At 41.9% G+C, this 18261-nt stretch carries 10 protein-coding genes; 4 read left to right on the plus strand and 6 right to left on the minus strand.

Features of this window, described 5'->3' with window-relative positions; all coding sequences use genetic code 11:
• Window positions 1–141: 141 nt before the first annotated feature.
• Complete coding sequence (locus V7K32_RS24465; RefSeq protein WP_334996820.1) at window positions 142–1950, plus strand: PAS domain-containing sensor histidine kinase; 1809 nt, start codon at window positions 142–144, stop codon at window positions 1948–1950.
• Window positions 1951–1971: 21 nt separating this feature from the next.
• On the opposite strand, the gene mgtE is transcribed toward V7K32_RS24465, so the two are convergent.
• From mgtE to V7K32_RS24490, 5 genes are all read right to left on the minus strand, one after another.
• Window positions 1972–3324, minus strand: a complete 1353-nt coding sequence (gene mgtE, locus V7K32_RS24470) for a magnesium transporter (RefSeq protein ID WP_334996822.1) — start codon at window positions 3322–3324, stop codon at window positions 1972–1974.
• 559 nt (window positions 3325–3883) lie between these two features.
• Window positions 3884–9535, minus strand: a complete 5652-nt coding sequence (locus tag V7K32_RS24475) for a DEAD/DEAH box helicase (RefSeq protein ID WP_334996824.1) — start codon at window positions 9533–9535, stop codon at window positions 3884–3886.
• Window positions 9528–10868, minus strand: a complete 1341-nt coding sequence (locus tag V7K32_RS24480; protein ID WP_334996826.1) for a hypothetical protein — start codon at window positions 10866–10868, stop codon at window positions 9528–9530. Before V7K32_RS24480 ends, V7K32_RS24475 begins: the two co-directional genes overlap by 8 nt.
• A gap of 26 nt (window positions 10869–10894) precedes the next feature.
• A complete protein-coding gene (locus V7K32_RS24485; RefSeq protein ID WP_334996828.1) occupies window positions 10895–11926 on the minus strand; it encodes a hypothetical protein in 1032 nt (343 codons plus the stop codon).
• Between the two features lie 33 nt (window positions 11927–11959).
• A complete protein-coding gene (locus V7K32_RS24490) occupies window positions 11960–12580 on the minus strand; it encodes a hypothetical protein (protein WP_334996830.1) in 621 nt (206 codons plus the stop codon).
• Between the two features lie 524 nt (window positions 12581–13104).
• On the opposite strand from V7K32_RS24490, the gene V7K32_RS24495 reads away from it, so the two are divergent.
• Together V7K32_RS24495 and V7K32_RS24500 are read left to right on the plus strand one after the other, a co-directional pair.
• The gene (locus V7K32_RS24495; RefSeq protein ID WP_334996833.1) at window positions 13105–16311 is read left to right on the plus strand and encodes a glycoside hydrolase family 15 protein; all 3207 of its coding nucleotides are present in this window, start codon (window positions 13105–13107) and stop codon (window positions 16309–16311) included.
• 41 nt (window positions 16312–16352) lie between these two features.
• Window positions 16353–16730: a GxxExxY protein gene (locus tag V7K32_RS24500; protein WP_185581839.1), complete on the plus strand. Its 378-nt coding sequence runs from the start codon at window positions 16353–16355 to the stop codon at window positions 16728–16730.
• A gap of 124 nt (window positions 16731–16854) precedes the next feature.
• On the opposite strand, the gene V7K32_RS24505 is transcribed toward V7K32_RS24500, so the two are convergent.
• A complete protein-coding gene (locus V7K32_RS24505) occupies window positions 16855–17169 on the minus strand; it encodes a YkvA family protein (protein WP_334996835.1) in 315 nt (104 codons plus the stop codon).
• 338 nt (window positions 17170–17507) lie between these two features.
• Between V7K32_RS24505 and V7K32_RS24510 the strand changes: the two genes are divergently transcribed.
• Window positions 17508–18236 carry a MotA/TolQ/ExbB proton channel family protein gene (locus tag V7K32_RS24510; RefSeq protein ID WP_334996837.1) on the plus strand — a complete coding sequence of 243 codons (729 nt, stop codon included), beginning with the start codon at window positions 17508–17510 and terminating at the stop codon, window positions 18234–18236.
• Window positions 18237–18261: the final 25 nt, after the last annotated feature.

An 18261-nucleotide genomic window follows, 5' to 3' on the forward strand; every position in this document is an offset into this window, starting at 1 on the left:
TGAGGCTGCTAGAGTATGGCATTACTACTTTATACAACTTTTGCGCTCACTTTACTTCAACACAGTAAAAGATGTCAAATGGGTTCTATATAGCTGGAAGACGTGATGCCCTGGAATACTCTAAATAGGAGTTATGGGTATATGGATTTGTTAGTTGACTCATCCAGTCTGCCATTAACTATGTTTACAGCCTTGGCAGAGCGTAAAGATTTGTTGATGGCATTGACAGATAGATTAGGACGTATTGAGTGGGTCAATCAAGCTTTTGCTGAACGTACTGGTTTAGCATCTGATTCGCTAACGGGACAGAAATTTTTTGCTGTACTTGATCGTAACTCTCAATTAAATGTTCAACAAGCTTACATTCGTGAACAACTATTAAAGGGAGAAAGTTTTAAGTTTGAGCTTTCTTATCAAACACATGATTCAAGGGAGTGTTGGCTTTTAGTAGATGGACAGCCAATACACGATGCAGAAGGCATAACCAGCAAGTATACTGTTATGTCTACTGACATCACTTTGCGTAAGCTAACAGAAAAAGATTTAGAGCAAACTAGACAACGGCTCAAACGTTTAGTAGAAAATGTCAAATTGGTGCCTTGGGAAGCTGTAGGTATTACTCGCCAATTTACTTATGTAGGGCCACAAGCTAGTGAGTTATTTGGTTATGATTTAGCCGAGTGGTATGAACCAAACTTTTGGTATTCACACATTCATCCAGAAGATTTACCTCAAGTCATAACGCATCATAAAAGTGTTGCACAGGATCAAGAGGATTATATAATTGAGTATCGGTTTTTGACGGCTGATGCTAGATGGGTATGGTTAAAAGATATTGTAAACGTTGTGAGTTTGCCAGACCATAATACACAATTGCTTGGTTTTTTGATAGATATTAGCGAACCCAAACAAACAGAACTTTCTTTACAAGAAGCACTGCATAATTTAGAACAAACAAATCAGCAATTAGAAATTCGGGTACAGCAACGCACTATCGCTTTGACTCAAGAAAAGGAAAAATTAGAACAAACTTTAAAGCAGTTACAGAAAGCTCAACTTCAACTGATTCAAAGCGAAAAAATGTCTAGTCTGGGTCAACTTGTAGCTGGTGTTGCCCATGAAATCAATAACCCAGTGAGCTTTATCTATGGCAATCTCACTCCTGCTAGAGAATATACCGAAGACTTACTGCACTTATTACAATGCTACCAGCACCACTATCCAAACCCTAATCCTCAACTCCAAGCAGAAATTGAGGCGGTAGAACTCGAATTTATTATGGGAGATTTACCCAAGTTGTTATCTTCTATGGATGTTGGTGCTAATCGAATTCGGGAAATTGTCTTGTCTCTGCGTAATTTCTCCCGCCTGGATGAAGCTGAATTTAAAGAGGTAGATATTCATGCAGGGATTGATAGTACTTTGATGATTTTACATAGTCGCCTCAAAGTTAAATCTGATTGTCCAGAAATTCGAGTTATTAAAGAGTATGGTCAATTACCCCTGGTAGAATGCTACGCAGGACAATTAAATCAGGTATTTATGAATATTATTGCCAATGCAATTGATGCTTTAGAAGACTTAGTGGTAAGAAGTGAGTATTTAGTAGTTCATAGTAAAGCCACGAACAACAAACAACTGACCACTAGCTATCCTACAATTCGCATTCGTACTGAACTCAGTGATTCTGAGGAAGTCCTGATTTGCATCGCAGATAATGGACTTGGTATCACCAAGGAAATCATTCAGCGTCTTTTTGATCCTTTCTTCACTACTAAAGTTATTGGCAAAGGCACTGGTTTAGGATTATCTATTAGTTATCAAATTGTGGTGGAAAAACATCAAGGTCAAATTGAATGTCATTCCCAACTGGGTAAAGGCACAGAATTTATCATTTCAATTCCTGCCAAACAAACCCCAAATAATACTTGTGCTTTTGAGAGAGTTTAATTTGACCTTCATATATGTCCATTAAGTTGGTAAATGGAAAACGTTTAAAGCTAGAGAAATTAGGCTGAGGAATGTTAAAAACCCAATTGTATCTAGCATTGTAGTTACCAATGGTCCACTAACTAAAGCAGGGTCAAGCTTCAGCCGTGTCAAAGCCATTGGCAGTAAAGTGCCGAGTGTAACAGCCACAATTGTATTAGTTGCCATGACCATTCCGGCAATTAAAGCCACCCATCGCTCTTGGGGTCGCGCCCAAATTAAGGAAAGCAGGATCATTGTTGTGGCTAAAGCTATGGCTGTACCTAAACCAGCGAGAAGTTCCTTGCGGAGAATTTTTAAGGTATCTTTGGGTGTTACCTCGCCTACCCCTAAGCCGCGAATTGTCACTGTTAATGATTGAATACCGACAGTACCACCAGTGTTAGAAAAAATCGGCATGATGACTGCTAGAACTGGCACTGCGGCAATTACAGATTGAAAAGGCGCGATCGCACTGGCGGCACCAATATATAGTGCCATAATGCCCAACAGCCAAGGCAAGCGGTTGCGGATGGTGAGTAAGGGAGAAGATAAAGCTGCTTCATCACCACTCACACCTGCCAGTTTTTGGATATCTTCTGTGGCTTCCTCTTCCAAAATATCCATGACATCATCAATGGTGACAATGCCTACCAATCGGTCTTCTCGGTCAACTACGGGGATAGCAATTAAGTCGTAGCGCTGCATGATTCGCGCCACTTCTTCTTGAGGGGTTTCAGTTGTAACTTTGATGACGCGATCGCTCGCAATATCTTTGATGAAAACTTCGGGAAAGGTAAACAGCAATTGGCGCAGTGAAACCACTCTCACCAGCGTCCGATTGTCATCTGTGACGTAGGCGTAGTAAATCGTCTCTTTGTCTTCATCCTGACGGCGGATTTTGCTCAAAGCTTCACCTACAGTCAATCCTTGCCGCAACCGGACATATTCGGTTGTCATTACCCGCCCAGCCGTGCCTTCTGGATAGCCGAGAATCGTTGCTGTTGCTTGCCTTTCTTCTGGACTGAGTTCTTGTAATAGCCGTTTGATTACTCCAGCAGGTAGTTCATCAAACAATTCTGCCCGTTCGTCGGGACTCATGGCTTCTACAAGTTGCACTACCTGGACATCATGCAGAGAATTAATTAGTTCTTCTTGCACTTCTGTTGGCAGATATTCAAATACATCAATTGCCTGAGCTTTGTTGAGTAAACGAAATGCGATCGCGCGTTGTTGTTCAGGCAATTGTGTAATGTAGTCTCCTACATCCACTGGTTGTAAACGATTTAAATCACATTTAAACTGATTTAAATCGGTAGCATCAGTTAGCAAATCACGAATATCTTGTGTGAGCATGAGATATATCTCCTAAGTCTCCCCCGCGCTGGGAGACTTCCTCGCCAGCTCAGAGGAGGTTGATACTGCCATCTGGTGAACTATGGCCCATAAAATTTCAACAATTCAATATCGATATCTAAATCAAGGCATCGCTAGTCATCATCCTAACCCGGAATAGCGCTCTCCGGGAGATACTGAATATTAGCATTCAGTGTCTGTCATATTCCTCAGCAGTGAGTAATTATAAACCTCATCTATTTTGAGAACCGTAGTTTTTGCCCTCACCCTAAATCCCTCTCCCAAGAAGGGAGAGGGACAACTTTGCGGCTCTCCTTCTCCCAAATTTGGGAGAAGGGGCTGGGGGATGAGGGTTTTTTCTTTTCATCATGGAATATCTACAGTTTTCAAGATGGACGCGGTTTAATTGCCCTGAGTTACAGGTAATTTTCGTCTAACTTAAGGTAGATTTTACTACTGCCAGAAGCTATGTGTCTTGCCAATCAACGAATTTACTCGCAAACTTTACATGGTTAAAATATTTACAATATCAATAAGTAATATCAAGTATCAAGCAAGTTCATGCATAGTCACCTGGACGACGGAGAATCAGAAACGGGTTGGCAGGTTTCACTTCATAGTCGCGGCAAGGTGTTTGAGCTTTAGCGATCGCAACTGAAGCAATCCACTCAGGATGGTCATCTTGCCACAGAGGATGGCGTAAAATCAAGATTGTCTGACGCTTTTGATTTTGGTGTATGTAGCCAGTGAGAGTTCCAAACTGAATTGGGAAGCCGTAACCAAGGCGTTGAAGGGTTGCGGTAATTGGTGCATTTATACCTTGATATAGTTCACTCCAAGGATTTGGAATACTGCCGTTGGGGGAATTGAGATCAATTGTGGATGAGGCTGATAATACTAACTGCGCCATATCCAAAGCCAATCGCCAATCTAATAACCCGTGATAAGCAAGGTTTTGATAATCTCGCAAACATAAGTTGCATGACGTATCACAAACGTTTCCATGTGGCTGATTTATCCACTTGCTGGCAATGCTACTAAGAATATTGGGATTCGCTAAATCGATCAATTTTTTAAATTCTTTTGGCTTTTCCAGAAAGCGACAATATCCTGCCCCATTTTCTAGATGATCGCACAAAAAAGCCTGTCCGATCACAGATCCATTTTGCTCTAGCGATCGGAACCCAGCTTGCAACTCCATTGCATCTACATCTAATTGGGTGGCGGCTGCTACCCGCAACCAAAATGCAAAGGAATACCAAGCCGCACGTCCGATAACTGTGGTTGGATCTGCAAAAACACCAGTAGGCCACTTTTCAATATTTACCAACAAAATATCTGTCTTGCGCCGAGATAACAACGCCACCCGATAGGCATCACCAGAAGTAGTTACTGGGCTATTCTTATCTGAAGAAACTGCATAAGCTCCGGGTTTGGTCTTACCATAAATTAAGGCATTTTGAAAGTCAAATCCGCCATTGCCGCCGTTGTCATTCACAGAAATAATGTGGTCATTAAATGCAGACACGGAAGCGTTAAGGGTATGCTGGACATTGCCTACCTGAGCATTTACACTTAAAGATGGTCTGGTTGCGTTTGGTTGCCACTCAAATTGTCCATCAAAGTCTTCGGGTTGCAAGTTGGTAAAAAATCCCTTGGGTTCTCTAGCATCTAGACAACGCAAAGCATCCACCCCGCACACTGGACAGATATCTTTTGGCGGTTCCTGATATCCGGGATGTGGTTTATTTAACAATTTGTATGGATAGATCACCGCTTGACAGTTACCACAAAGTCCTAAAGATTTGTTCTCTTGGGTGAGTGCTGGCACAAGTCCTGGTTTAGATTCTATATTCTTACCTTGGGGATATAACTCGACTACACCACAGGCTGTATGCACAGCTTTATCTTTCACTGTTTGGGAACGAGGGGCAAATTGGCTGAGGGCAATATCTAGATTGCGATCAAGCACTCCCTCTGTTGGTGGCCATTGGTTGGCGCGTGCAGGAAAACGGGTATAAAGCGATCGCACCCGCGTCGGAAAGCCAAACATCGGCAATAATCCGGCATTTGCCAAACGTTCACTTAACTGATCCTGGGTGTAGGTCTTGTCTTCTACAACTGTTTGAATTTCTGGAATTAAATCATAGCGAAGAAAGCTCAACATTTGAGCATTGCTGGCATTCGCTAAGGCTGTCTGCACTCGCAAGCTATCTAATACTGTGATTATAGCTGGCTCATTCTGGCGATCGCGCAGCCAATCTTGAATATCCGGTTGGTAATTATTCCAGTCAGCTACATTGCCAAACTCACCGTGTACATTATCGCTACCTCCACTAAAATTTGTATCTGCAAAGGCTTGCCGCAAGACTTCCTTAATGAGAACACGCTCAAAAATGGGAACGCTTGTCATATCGACATAAGGCGGCGGTGGCGGGTCGCCTGTGATGCTTTCCGGGCGTTGGAAGTAAAAATCATCGTGGCTTCTACCACGACAGAAGGTGACAGCTAAGGCGACTCCAGCCGAACGTCTACCAGCGCGACCAACTCGCTGTTGATAGTTGAAGCGACGGGGTGGCATATTTGCCATCATCACTGCCAACAGCGCACCGATATCAACACCCGCTTCCATTGTAGTTGTGACGCTTAAAAGATCAATACCTTGGACGCGGGCAATTTCATCATTGATAAAAATGTCTTGAAACCAGCGTTGGCGCTTAGTACGTTCATCTCGATCAGTTTGTCCGGTTAACTCGGCGGCGTTCATGCGGAAAGGCTGACCTGATTTTTCTGAAGAGAGATAAGTATAATAATCGAAGTCTCCCGTGGGTGTTCCGGCGGTGAGTTGCTGAGGATTTTTATTGGTGCTAGTACGGCTATTACATTCAGGACATAAGCCAGCAGCAGGATGCAGATAGAAAGCATTGCAGCGATCGCACCGATAGCCTTGATTTTTGGCCGATGGTAGCATTAAATAAAGTTTATTTGGATCTAGTGCCAAATTCCCACTAGCAGAAATTCCCGCTTGTGACTGGAGTAATTGCTGTTGTATATCTTGAGGTTTTAACCCTGTAGACTCAATGTATTTTTGGGCAAAGCCGGGTAAGTTGTTATCTGTTCCGGGATAAAAAAACTTAGAATACTGATGTCGGCGACGGATGCCCAATTGTCTGATGACTGCATCAGTTGCTTCAATGATCTTAAGTGGTGTATTTTTTGGCGGTTGATAGCTGACCCACCCTTGCCCGAAACCCTCCATTGTGCGTATCATGTGATCAAACAATGGATTCATCAGTTCAGCAGTCAGCATATCTTCCAGTCGGGTAGCATGATCAGTCTGGGTTTGTGTGGCTGGAAAAATTCTTGTCACCGAATTACCAGACCAGTTGTAGCATTCAAACCAAGGATGTTTTTGCTGACCCTGATTTTGTCCAACCCAGTAATTCAAGGCGCGAAAACTTGAACCACCGGGACAAATCCCACATTCTAATAAAGCATCTCTAACTTTTTGCCGTAATTCCAATAAAGGAATGCGTTCGGGGTAGCGTTCCAGTAAACCAAGCCATGCACTACTCGCCTGTTGATTACTGGTGGGTAAACCCATCACCCAGAAAAGCGCCTCTGTAACTAAGGTAGGATTAGCATTAGCAAAGCGATCGCGCCGAGTAATATCATCTGCTGCTTGAACAACAGCATTATAAAGATTAAGGTTTAAAGTCTGCAATTTAGCGAGACTGGCTGGGTTATTTGCAGCAGTAATCTGCAAAAAGGCTATAAGATCATCCCAATATTGATAGAAGGATTGGATCAGCAGTAGACGCACCATATCGCGGTAATGGTCGAGTTCCATTCCCGCAGCCAATTTAGCTGCATCTTGGCGACTATCAGAAAATATTACCAACTTGCGAGAACTACCTAACCCTTTTTGAGAAGGTGCTGGCATTTCTCGTAACAGTCCACTCGCAATAACTTGACAAGCCTTTTGAAAGCCGGTGCGGTGGATACGTAAAGGAGTCGGGAATTTCTCTCGTTTACCGTAGTCTGCATCACAACGAGGACACTTTGTTGGTAGTGCTGGCTGATCTAAATCATCTCCCTTTACCTGATAAAGCCACCCTGGAATCTCATCAGGTTTCGGTGGTGTTGCATTCTGGAACAGTACGCCTGTTTGTTTGTCTAACTTTGCTTTCACCCACTGGCGTTTTATTTTATCAGCAGTCCATTCTAGAACTTGAGGTTGTGTAGTCCAGGCTGGTGTTTCTCCCGGTAATGGCCAAAATACCCGATAGTTGCTGTAACGTTGATTCATCACAACCAAATCGGGTATACCTTCTAAATTCGGCTGATCTGGCGTGAGGATATCTACTGTAATGTTACTTAGCTTGCGAGTACTTTTATATCCTCCCAAAAAGACATCTCCACAGACTTCACAGACAATTAAATCAAGAACGCGGGAACCACAACCGCAGCTGAGGCGATGGTTAGCATAGATAGCACCAATCGTCGGCGGATCGGTTTGTCGCTGAATTTGATCAACTTGGCTGCAACTTGGGTTACAGCAAGCCCATAGGCTTTGCAAGTTATGGAAAAATAGATGTCCGCGCACAGGTTGGGGCGATCGCCCATTACCCAATTTCGACATCCCCAGCGCTAACAGCAGTCCCCGCATGGAGTCAGAAACAAAATTTGTCGCACTCTGCAAATTTGGAAAAAGCTGCTGTTCTAAATCTTTAATATTTGTAGCGCGAACACTGCCATTAACCGCTTGACAAGCATCCCGCAAAGCTTCACCAGCATCTACAGTTGCTAAAGCCTCACCAAGTTTTTCTGCACTTGTTCCTGATGATGCTGAATAACCCAACTGGTTAGCTAAAGTTAATCTAGCGTTCTCTACATTCTGATTATTTATATCAGGTTGCGCCATTGATTGCAATGGATCTGATTGTACAGATTGAGCAAAATCAGCAAAAGCATCTTGGTAATTCACCAAAGATTTTCTCGCATTTACTTTTGGCTGTTGTTGCTGTCCAGTGATGAAAGCAAACTGTTTGTCATCACGTCCAAAAAATTCGCGTAGGAATTTTCTCCCTTCTGGGTTATCTTCCAAACTTGCTGTAGTCGTGATTATCCGCAGCTTTGGCGAATCTGGTGTTAAACCCAGCCGAGAAAAAAGCAAGCGTAAAATATAAGCAACTTCCGTTCCTGGAGTGCCGCGATAGGCGTGTAGTTCGTCAATAATCAGGAAAAATTGCCGTTCTGGATGATTTGGTTCTGCCAACCAGTCACGAGTTATATCAAAAATATCGTTTTCAATGCTCCGCATCATCATAATGTTGAGCATCGAGTAGTTAGTAATTAGAATATCTGGTGGAGTATCTTGCATATCCCAACGTGACCACATTTCCCCACCATCAAGTCTGGGAAAGTAGTAAGGTAAATCGGGATTTAAAGATAAATTAGCCTGAAGTAAATTTTGTTGCTGCTTGGCACACTCATCTAATTCGTTTCGCAGTCGTTTAATTTTATCAGGTGTTGGTTCACCCGGAATCGGGGTTTGTCCAGTGTAACGCCCAAAGGTGATCCGGTTTGTGCCGCGTTCTCTATCTAGCCAATCGTGTACTTCTGGCGCTTCTAGGGCTTTTCTCAGTCGTCTCAATTGGTCTTCTACCAAAGCGTTGAGAGGATAAAGTATCAAACCTCGCATGGCTTTGGGGCGAGTTACGTGTTTCCATTGAGAGATGCGATCGCCTTTTCCATCCCACCAGCAATGATTACTCGGTGGAGGCGGACTTGCTTCCCAAGTGTTGCATTCCCATGCTAAATGGGCGAGAAGTGGCAACAAAAAGCACTCAGTTTTACCGGAACCTGTACCAGTGGTAACAACTAAATCTTTTTGGTTGATTAAGACTTCTTTTAAACTTTCCCACTGGTGTTGATAAAGTTCGATTCCCCCTTCAAACAGCATTTTTCCCAGTTGTGCCAAATCATGGTATTTTACAGGCAGTTGTTTGGCAGCAGTTTGTAAGTCTCTCCCAGATAAGGGATAAATAGGAACTGGTTCTATTAAAGGCGGTTGGCTTAAAATACCTGGTTGTTGTAAAAGGCGATCGCGTTCTGCGGCTAAAGAGCGATAACGTAATGGAAAGGCACTTTTAATATATAGCTGATAGATATGGTTAAGTCGTTGATACGCTCCAACTACGTCATGCACAAATTAAAGCCTCTTCGTATTTAACATTCAGTTTTTGACTCAACAGATGGACAACTTCCCCACTCACATTTTGATACAGTAACCAGTTACCCTGATATGTTGGTAATTGTCCAGATGCCAGCACCAAAGCACGTTCATATATTTCCGGCCAGCGCTGCTTTACTGATATTGCCAAACACTTTGTAGCAACATTGTAATGAACTTGGCAAGATGCACCATGATGATACAAAGCTAGAAAGCGCAAACCATACCAATCACCTTGATACCAAGTGTTAGTGTTTTGGTTGTAAAAAAGGGTGTAGCGGAGGTTTCGGTTTTCATCACACATCTGATACATCCCTGTTTCGTGAGGAATACCGCAGATTTCAAAATCATCACCCTCAAAGTGCTTCCATTCCCAGCGACTCGGCACAATCCCCGGCATATTCCTCAGATTTTGCTGCCAAGTGGAGATATCAGGTAGAATTTGAGCAAGTTGTGTAGATGCTTCACCCGCATTGATGATTGGAAAATTATTTGCGATCTGCGCTTCGCAGCAGCGCTTCGCTATCGCATCAGGGTTATTCACCACCAGTTGAATGCACGATGGTGCTTCCCCTCTGGGTTGAGGAGTAATAGATGCTACAATACCATATTCTTTTAATTGATTGAGTAAGCTGATACTGCGTTGACCACACAGTATAAATTCTGAACTATGTGAGTTAATTTGAACAATGCTTGAAGGAGCCGCCGACCATTTGGAGCCGTCTAGTGAAGACTCAAGATGTCCTAATAAGCGTAACCGTCGTAAGATGCGTTTAGGTTCCTGAAGTTGGAGTGCATTGCAGCTTTTTTGAAAGGATTCCCAGCTACCATTGCCGAGGGTTGATAACCAGTATAGGAAGCGATCGCTATTTTGGGAAGCTTTCACCCAATCAGCATCAGCATGATTAATAGAGTGTAATTCTGTCAGTTCAAACGGGTTCTCAGCACTGAGATTTTGTCTAGGTTCATAAGGAATAAGGCTGGTATAATCATGAACATCATGGGCTACACCAACCATAAATTTTATCTGTTCATAAGTGAAGCCCCGACTAGCTTTAATTGGACACTCGAAAAACCGTAACTTCAGCAAACTTGCTTGTAATTCTGTAGGTAATTCACCTACTTCACAACCGTCAATTGCGAGGAAGAAATAAAACGGCTTTCGAGATTTTATACCCTTTTCGATTCGTAAAAGCGGCACTAATTTACTAAGATTATGACGCTGTACTTGTGCTGAAATTTGGTTAATTAGGTATTGTGGATTTCCGCGATAACAAAATCCTGTATACCATCTTTGAACTTGTGGCATGATACATCCTGATGACTATAAATAATTTAAGAGTTTTGCTGAATTACACTGCCCAAAATATGATATGCAGAATTAATTGGCATTACTTCTCGATACACACATTTTTCTATGTCTAGATAATTCCAATCTACAATCTTGACTAAACGCTGACTCGATTCACCTGCAAAAGTGGCTTCAATTAGATAATCCCCAGGATGAGCAAAATCAAGCGTTATAGAAGTATTTGTATTTTGTGAATTCTCCAGAATTGTCTGATTATCTGATAATCGAGTTACTTTTAATTCTGCGGTTGAATAGAAACCAAAAATAGTAATTTGTGGGCTATGATTCATAAGCCAAGCACCAATTTTAGGTACGCGCAAACCGCCAGACAAACTAATTGATAATTTTACACTTAGTTGCAAAGCATACTTAAGAGTTTGATTTTTGATAAAAACTCCATCCCAAGCTTGAGAAACAACCATGCACTGCTGAAGTTCTACCCAGCCCGAATTATTAAATATTGGTTGAGGTGTACAACTCGACTTTAGTAAATTCTCATCTTGCAAGCGTTCAATATCACTGAGCAATTCTTGTTTGCATAGGAGAATAAACTGAGTACCTAATGATGGGGCTTCCCAAGATGCATAAGCCCCAGAATCAGGATTTTCAGGATCGGGAATTAGTATCCAAAAGTCACGAGCAGGTAAAATTAGGTAATCTAGATCATCTGGAGAAGTAATCTGGTATTTAGCACCATTATCCAACTCCTTCTGACTGACTGAATACTCTAAAGGAAAGTACCATCCAGGACGTTCTTCTCTTAATGAGTGAGTATTATATCCCTGTTTAACTTCTACGGATTCTAGGCTGCGTCCTCGTTGCTGCTTGGGGTAAAGAGTATAATCTACCTCACCTAATAATGGATCTTCAGTGCGATATAAACCACAGAAAATATGACGACTCCAAGAGCAATAATTATTCTTGTCTGCTGTCGGACATCCTTGAGCTTTCCACTGTTCATAAACTTGATGTAACGCTTCCAAAATAGCCTCATGGCGTTGCTTATTTTCCGTCAATAAATCTTTTAAATGGATGCAAAATCCTCCTGCTTATCGTCGAACATGAGCAAACAAAGTTTGGGCATCCCATTCTGCTTGCCATTGCTTCTCTTGGAATAGTTTTCGCAATTTATCTTTATCAGTGCGACGCAGTAGGGATTGAGAAATCGGATAATTAATATAGGTAGCTGAACCACTACCTCGTTGTGCTGAAGGTAAAAATCTATCTTCCATTAGCCAATGATTCCACTCTCGCCAAAGGGGTTCTTCAGCTTCATTACCTAATTTCATCCCTAGCGGACGAGCAAAACCACGCAAGGCTAAAATCTCTCGTAAGCGTTTGAAATAATTAGTTTCTGATATTTTTTCTTCTTGAGCCATTTGGGAAGCAGCTAAAATTGTGGCGCATAAAAAAGCAATTCCTTTGGGTAATCCTTGAGAATCACGCTCTTTTAAATGCTGCAAATTAACCTGTCCCTCAAAGATGACTTTTCTTCTCACTGCTGTGCAGAAGTCATCAACCCAAGTACCACTTGTAGATAATTGCCCAAAATGATAACCAATGCGTTCTATTACATCTTCATCAACGCTCAAATATATTTTTGTACCGTGTGGTGTACCCTTTATAAAATAATCAATTAAAGCCTGATTCCAATCTGTATAATTCGCCATTCGGGTTTAGTGCGAGCGCTCCGCTCGTGAAATCACCATGATTAGTGATAATTTTTATAATGTAAGTAGGCAATTAAAAATTTAATTGGAGATGTTATTTTATAACACAGGCAATCATTGATGAGGGCTTACTGTTTGGTTCGCCACTCAATCAAATATTTTATTTCCAAATTAAAAATTATTATAAAGCTATAATAGTTACCAACGCATACGTAATTTAACTGAAACTGCTAGTCGTTTATCTAAGGTGAATTATCAATAAAAAGAATTCGTTATGCCTTAAAAAGCTGAAATCAAAAGTATAAAAATTTACACAATATAATGAATATTTGAACAAATATGATATTTTCGTTTGCGATCGCCAAAATTAAGTAACCACAGGCGTATTAACACGAGATAATAATAAACTCACCCTACCCTCAGCTGTTTTCCCATCAACCATTACAGAGCTTGTTCTGACTTGGTTCAGGTAATTCACTTCACAGTTACAGGGTCGAATTTTACAAGCTGCTCCCAACCAAACCATGAAAACATCTACCAAATTGCTAACTCGCCTGGACTATTACTATCAGCAAATCAAAACAATCATCCTGACTCGGCAAAATCCAATTACTGGTTTACTACCTGCGAGTACAGCGATTACAGCCCACGGCGATTATACAGATGCCTGGGTGCGAGACAACGTTTACAGCATTTTGGCAGTTTGGGGTTTAGGACTTGCATACCGCAAGATTGACGACGATGAAGGACGCACCTATGAACTAGAACACAGTGTCATCAAACTAATGCGCGGGTTGCTATTTGCAATGATGCGACAGGCTCATAAAGTAGAGACATTTAAACATACTCAGTCGCTACTGGATGGACTGCACGCCAAATATAATACTGCGACTGGTGACATTGTTGTTGGTGATGATGAATGGGGACATTTGCAACTTGATGCCACATCTATATTTTTGCTGATGTTGGGGCAAATGACGGCAGGAGGATTGCAAATAATTTATACAATTGATGAAGTTAATTTTGTCCAAAATTTAGTTTATTATATTGGACGAGCTTACCGTACACCAGATTATGGCATTTGGGAACGTGGGAATAAAATTAATCGTGGTAGTGCTGAATTAAATGCCAGTTCTGTAGGCATGGCAAAAGCTGCTTTAGAAGCTATCAACGGACTGGATTTATTTGGTGTGCATGGTAGTCAAGCATCGGTAATTCATGTGCTACCAGATGAAATTGCCCGCGCCCGGATTACCTTAGAATCGTTATTGCCGAGAGAATCTGGTTCCAAAGAAATTGATGCAGCGCTGTTGAGTATTATTAGTTATCCTGCCTTTGCAGTGGAAGATTTGGAGTTACGCGATCGCACTTTAAACGATATTATCAATAAACTCGCAGGTAAATACGGTTGCAAACGCTTTCTGCGTGATGGACACCAAACCGTTTTAGAAGATCATCAACGTTTACACTACGAACCGTGGGAACTCAAGCAATTTGAGCATATTGAATGCGAATGGCCGTTATTTTTCACTTATTTAGTTCTAGATGGATTATTTCGTGGCCAACAAGAACAAGTTAAAAAATACCAAAATCTTTTAGAATCATTACTTATAGAACAAAATGGTTTACGTTTATTGCCAGAACTTTATTATGTTCTGGCAGAAAACATAGAAACAGAAAAGTTAGCACCTCAAACGCAGCCACGTTTACCTAATGAAAATATTCCCTTGGTTTGGGCGCAGAGTTTATATTTTCTAAGTGAAATGTTGAGTGAGGGGTTACTAGCGGTTGGTGATATCGACCCTTTGGGAAGACATTTGTGTGTGGGTAAAGAGCGCGAGGCATTGGTACAAATTGCCTTATTAGCAGAAGATGAAGATTTACAAACGAAACTAGAAGTTCACGGAATTGAAGCGCAAACGCCTACTCAAGTAGAGCCGATTCAGGTGAGAAAAGCTGGAGAATTTTCCGCTATTTACACCCAAATTGGACGTAATGAAAAACTTGGTTTAACTGGGCGGCCAGTGCGGCGGTTACGGAGTTTGACAACATCTAGAATTTTTAGAATTAGTGGTGAAACAATTGTATTTTTACCTTCCTTTTCAGACTCTCAACAGTTTTATTTAACCCTTGATTATCATTTTCTGCTGGATCAAATTAGAAGTGAACTAGCTTACATTCAAAAATATTGGAGCGATTTAGGGCGTCCTACCTTGACTTTAATGTTGACGCACACCATGCTAGAAGCAGGTTCCGAAGCATTACTAGAACTAATGCAAGAACTGAAAGATGGTGTTTGTAACGGTGTGCAGGTGAAATTAGGGCGGTTAAATCAGCTAATGCTAACAGCCAGAATCCAAAGAATTGATTTTCTCCCTAATGCAGAATTTTCGCGATCGCCAGTAAAAAATGCTAGCCCACGTTGCTATTATCTAGCATATCATCCTGATAAAAACTGGCGCTTAGGCCATACCCAAGAATTTCAAATGGAGTATGAAACCAACTTGGGATTATTACTTTCTTATTTGCGTTCATCAGAGAATATTTACGAGCAAATTGAGTTATTGCAAACTTTAACTCGCTTGCAGGGAATGAAATTTGATACGGGGTATGGTGGACCTGGATATCCTGTCACCGTAGGCGATTTACTAGATGAAGTTTACACCAAAGCTGGAGATTTAGGCATTTGGGCAGTAGTGCGACGGGCTGCGGGGTTACGGCAAATGGTTGATATCAGTTTATCAGATGCAGTCACGAGTATTTTGGTAGGAGGTAAGCAAATTGCTGTGGGTAAAGCTTACAGTGAAGCGTCCTTGATTAGCGTACCCATGTCTCATGATGAAATTGCCGATAAAATTAATCATTTTTGTCGTGAGGATATCCGCGATCGCGTTCTCACTCAAGAGATTTTAATCTATGTTGGTGTCTTAATTCCCTCAGAACCCGAACTATTTCAGGGGCTACTGACGCTGAGAGTTGGTTATCTAATCTTATTGATAACCAGTGAACTAGCGCGAGAATTGCACCTCACTCAAGATGAAGCTTACGATCACTTAATGCAACTTTCACCCTTTGAAGTGAAAATGCGCTTGCGTCAAGTATTAACTGGATATACTGGCATGAGTAACTTGTTACGCCAGCAAGAATCACTGCACGTCAAACAAAAAGAAAGTGATATAGCTTGGGTGGTTCTACCAGGAATCGCCGAAGGAATAGAAGTTCCGCCGGGAGGTTGGCGACGGTTTCGCCAAGCCGAGGGTGCGACAGGGCGCGTACCAAAAGAATTTTTTAAGGAAGTTTGGCTATTAATGCAACATTGCAAGGGTCTAGTAATTGGCGATAAATTAGAGCGCCGCAATCGTTTAGATAGTGAGATAATGTTGTCAGAAATGACAGCCGGGGAAAGAAATTTTGCTCTATTAATTGAGCATTTGTTGAATAAAATCGAAGCTCCAGAATATCGCCAAGTTAATATTGAAGCATTAATTGAATTAGCTGCGATCGCTGCCAATAATCCTAAGCTGCAAATTGAAGAATATATTGTCTTGGATGTGTTAATTGGCCATGCAGTGCGATTGGCGTGGCTGGAAAATCATACTCATCGCAGCGATCGGTATGATGAGGATAAGGCGAGTGCGTGGCGATCGTTTTACAACACTTCTCCTAGAGATTGTGCTGGTTATATTTTGAAAGCTTTCCGGTTCTTGACGGAATTTGTGAAAGATTTTTAAACGCAGAGGGGCGCAAAGGGAAACGCAGAGGAGCGCAGAGGATGAGAGAGAATGAGTTGAGTGGGGTGATTATTGGTTGTGCAATGAGGGTGCATACTGCTTTGGGACCTGGTTTGTTGGAGTCGGCTTATGAGGAGTGTTTGAATTATGAGTTGAACAAAGCCGGGTTGAATGTTGGTAAGCAAATTCCATTGCCTTTAGTTTACCAAGATGTGCAATTGGAATGCGTTTATCGATTAGATTTGATAGTCGAAAACAAAGTAATTGTAGAGATTAAATCTGTAGAATCCTTCCACCCGATTCACTCCGTTCAACTCCTAACCTATCTCAAACTCGCAAACTGCAAACTAGGTCTTCTCCTCAACTTTAATGTCCTCCACCTCAAAGAAGGTATAAAACGCGTAGCCAACAACCTCTAACTCTCCCTCTCTCCCTCTCCCCCTCTCTCCCTCTTTGCGAACCTCTGCGCTTCCCTTTGCGTTACTTTGCGTTGAAAAAAAATATCCCCCACCTCCGATTCTAAAAGTAGGGGTTTTATTAAATCTACTTAACAGAAACAGCATCAACATCAATGGTGCTTTCAGTAGAGGTAGAACCCTCGGTAGTATTAGGTACTTCAGTACCCACATCACCCTTACGAGCTTTCCAGCCCTCAATTACTAGCCCAGACACCTCAGAAACTAGCAGAGTCAAAAGAAAAACATCATCAATCTGTCCCACAACGGGTACAAAATCTGGAAGAATATCAAATGGGCTAACCAAATAGGCGAGTGTTCCTAAAATTACCCACCAACGGTACTTCGGATTACGAAGCACACTGCGATACCAGGTGTAAAGTGATTCGATTGAAAATTTCATATATTTTGAACCTCCAGTTATCTTTAATTTTGACAAATTATCCTAAAAATTCCCGGTGGGAATAACCGCCCTAGTTAGTCTGGAAGACGCTACTCGTAATCTCTCACCAAATACCTATTCTGTTATTCTCCATAAGAGTTTAATACCGGAAGGGTTTGACAAATTAGAACGTCTGCTCATTAGTAATTCGGGATTCTAAGTCAAATACCCCATGCTTGCACTGTCTTTTTAGGTTTTTGGTAAATTTATATTTTGGAAGTCCCTCATTTTGCATTAATCTCTAGAATTAAAATGCCTTAGCACATTTGCTTTAGTCATGGAGGGAGGAAACTTAAACAGTGGATATTTTAGATTTATTTTATAAGGGCGGGCCAGCGATGTGGCCAATGCTTGTTCTCTCGATTCTGTCTTTGAGTGTGATTTTTGAGCGTTTGTGGTTCTGGTTGCGAATTTTAACTCAGGAAAAGCAAATAGTCGATCGCATCCTGGATGCTGCTCAGGATAATTGGCAAGTAGCTGCTGACATCGCCAAACAAGCAAGCCATCAGCCTGTCGGGCGTTTTCTCTATGCTCCCTTACGTTTTTCAAAAACTGATGCAGAAACCTTTCGATTAGCACTGGAGGCTACAGCAGAAGATGAGTTGGCTGGAATGCGGCGGGGCGAAAAACTTTTAGAAGCGGTAATTGCCCTTGCGCCCCTGCTGGGATTGTTAGGCACGGTTCTGGGCTTAATCCGCTCCCTGCGCTCAATTCGGATTGGCGATTTGGGAACTGAATCTACCGCCGGGGTGACTACTGGTATTGGTGAATCCCTAATTAGTACGGCAACTGGGCTAATAGTTGCCATTATTAGTTTAGTATTTTATCGCCTATTTCAAAGTTTTGTAGTCAACCAAGTCAAAGTTTTTCGGAAGGCAGGTAATGAGATGGAATTGCTCTACCGCCAGTCCCCCCCTAATTTTACTAATAGTACATCAGCAATTGTGCCAGAAAATTTCACTCCACCCCGCAAACCAGGAAAGACTAGGTTACCTGAACCTCCTGAACCCCCGAATTCACCTAATTAGCCAAGAATTCAACCCCCGAACTAAG

Source organism: Nostoc sp., assembly GCF_036917635.1.
In the GTDB taxonomy this organism is placed as follows: domain Bacteria; phylum Cyanobacteriota; class Cyanobacteriia; order Cyanobacteriales; family Nostocaceae; genus Nostoc.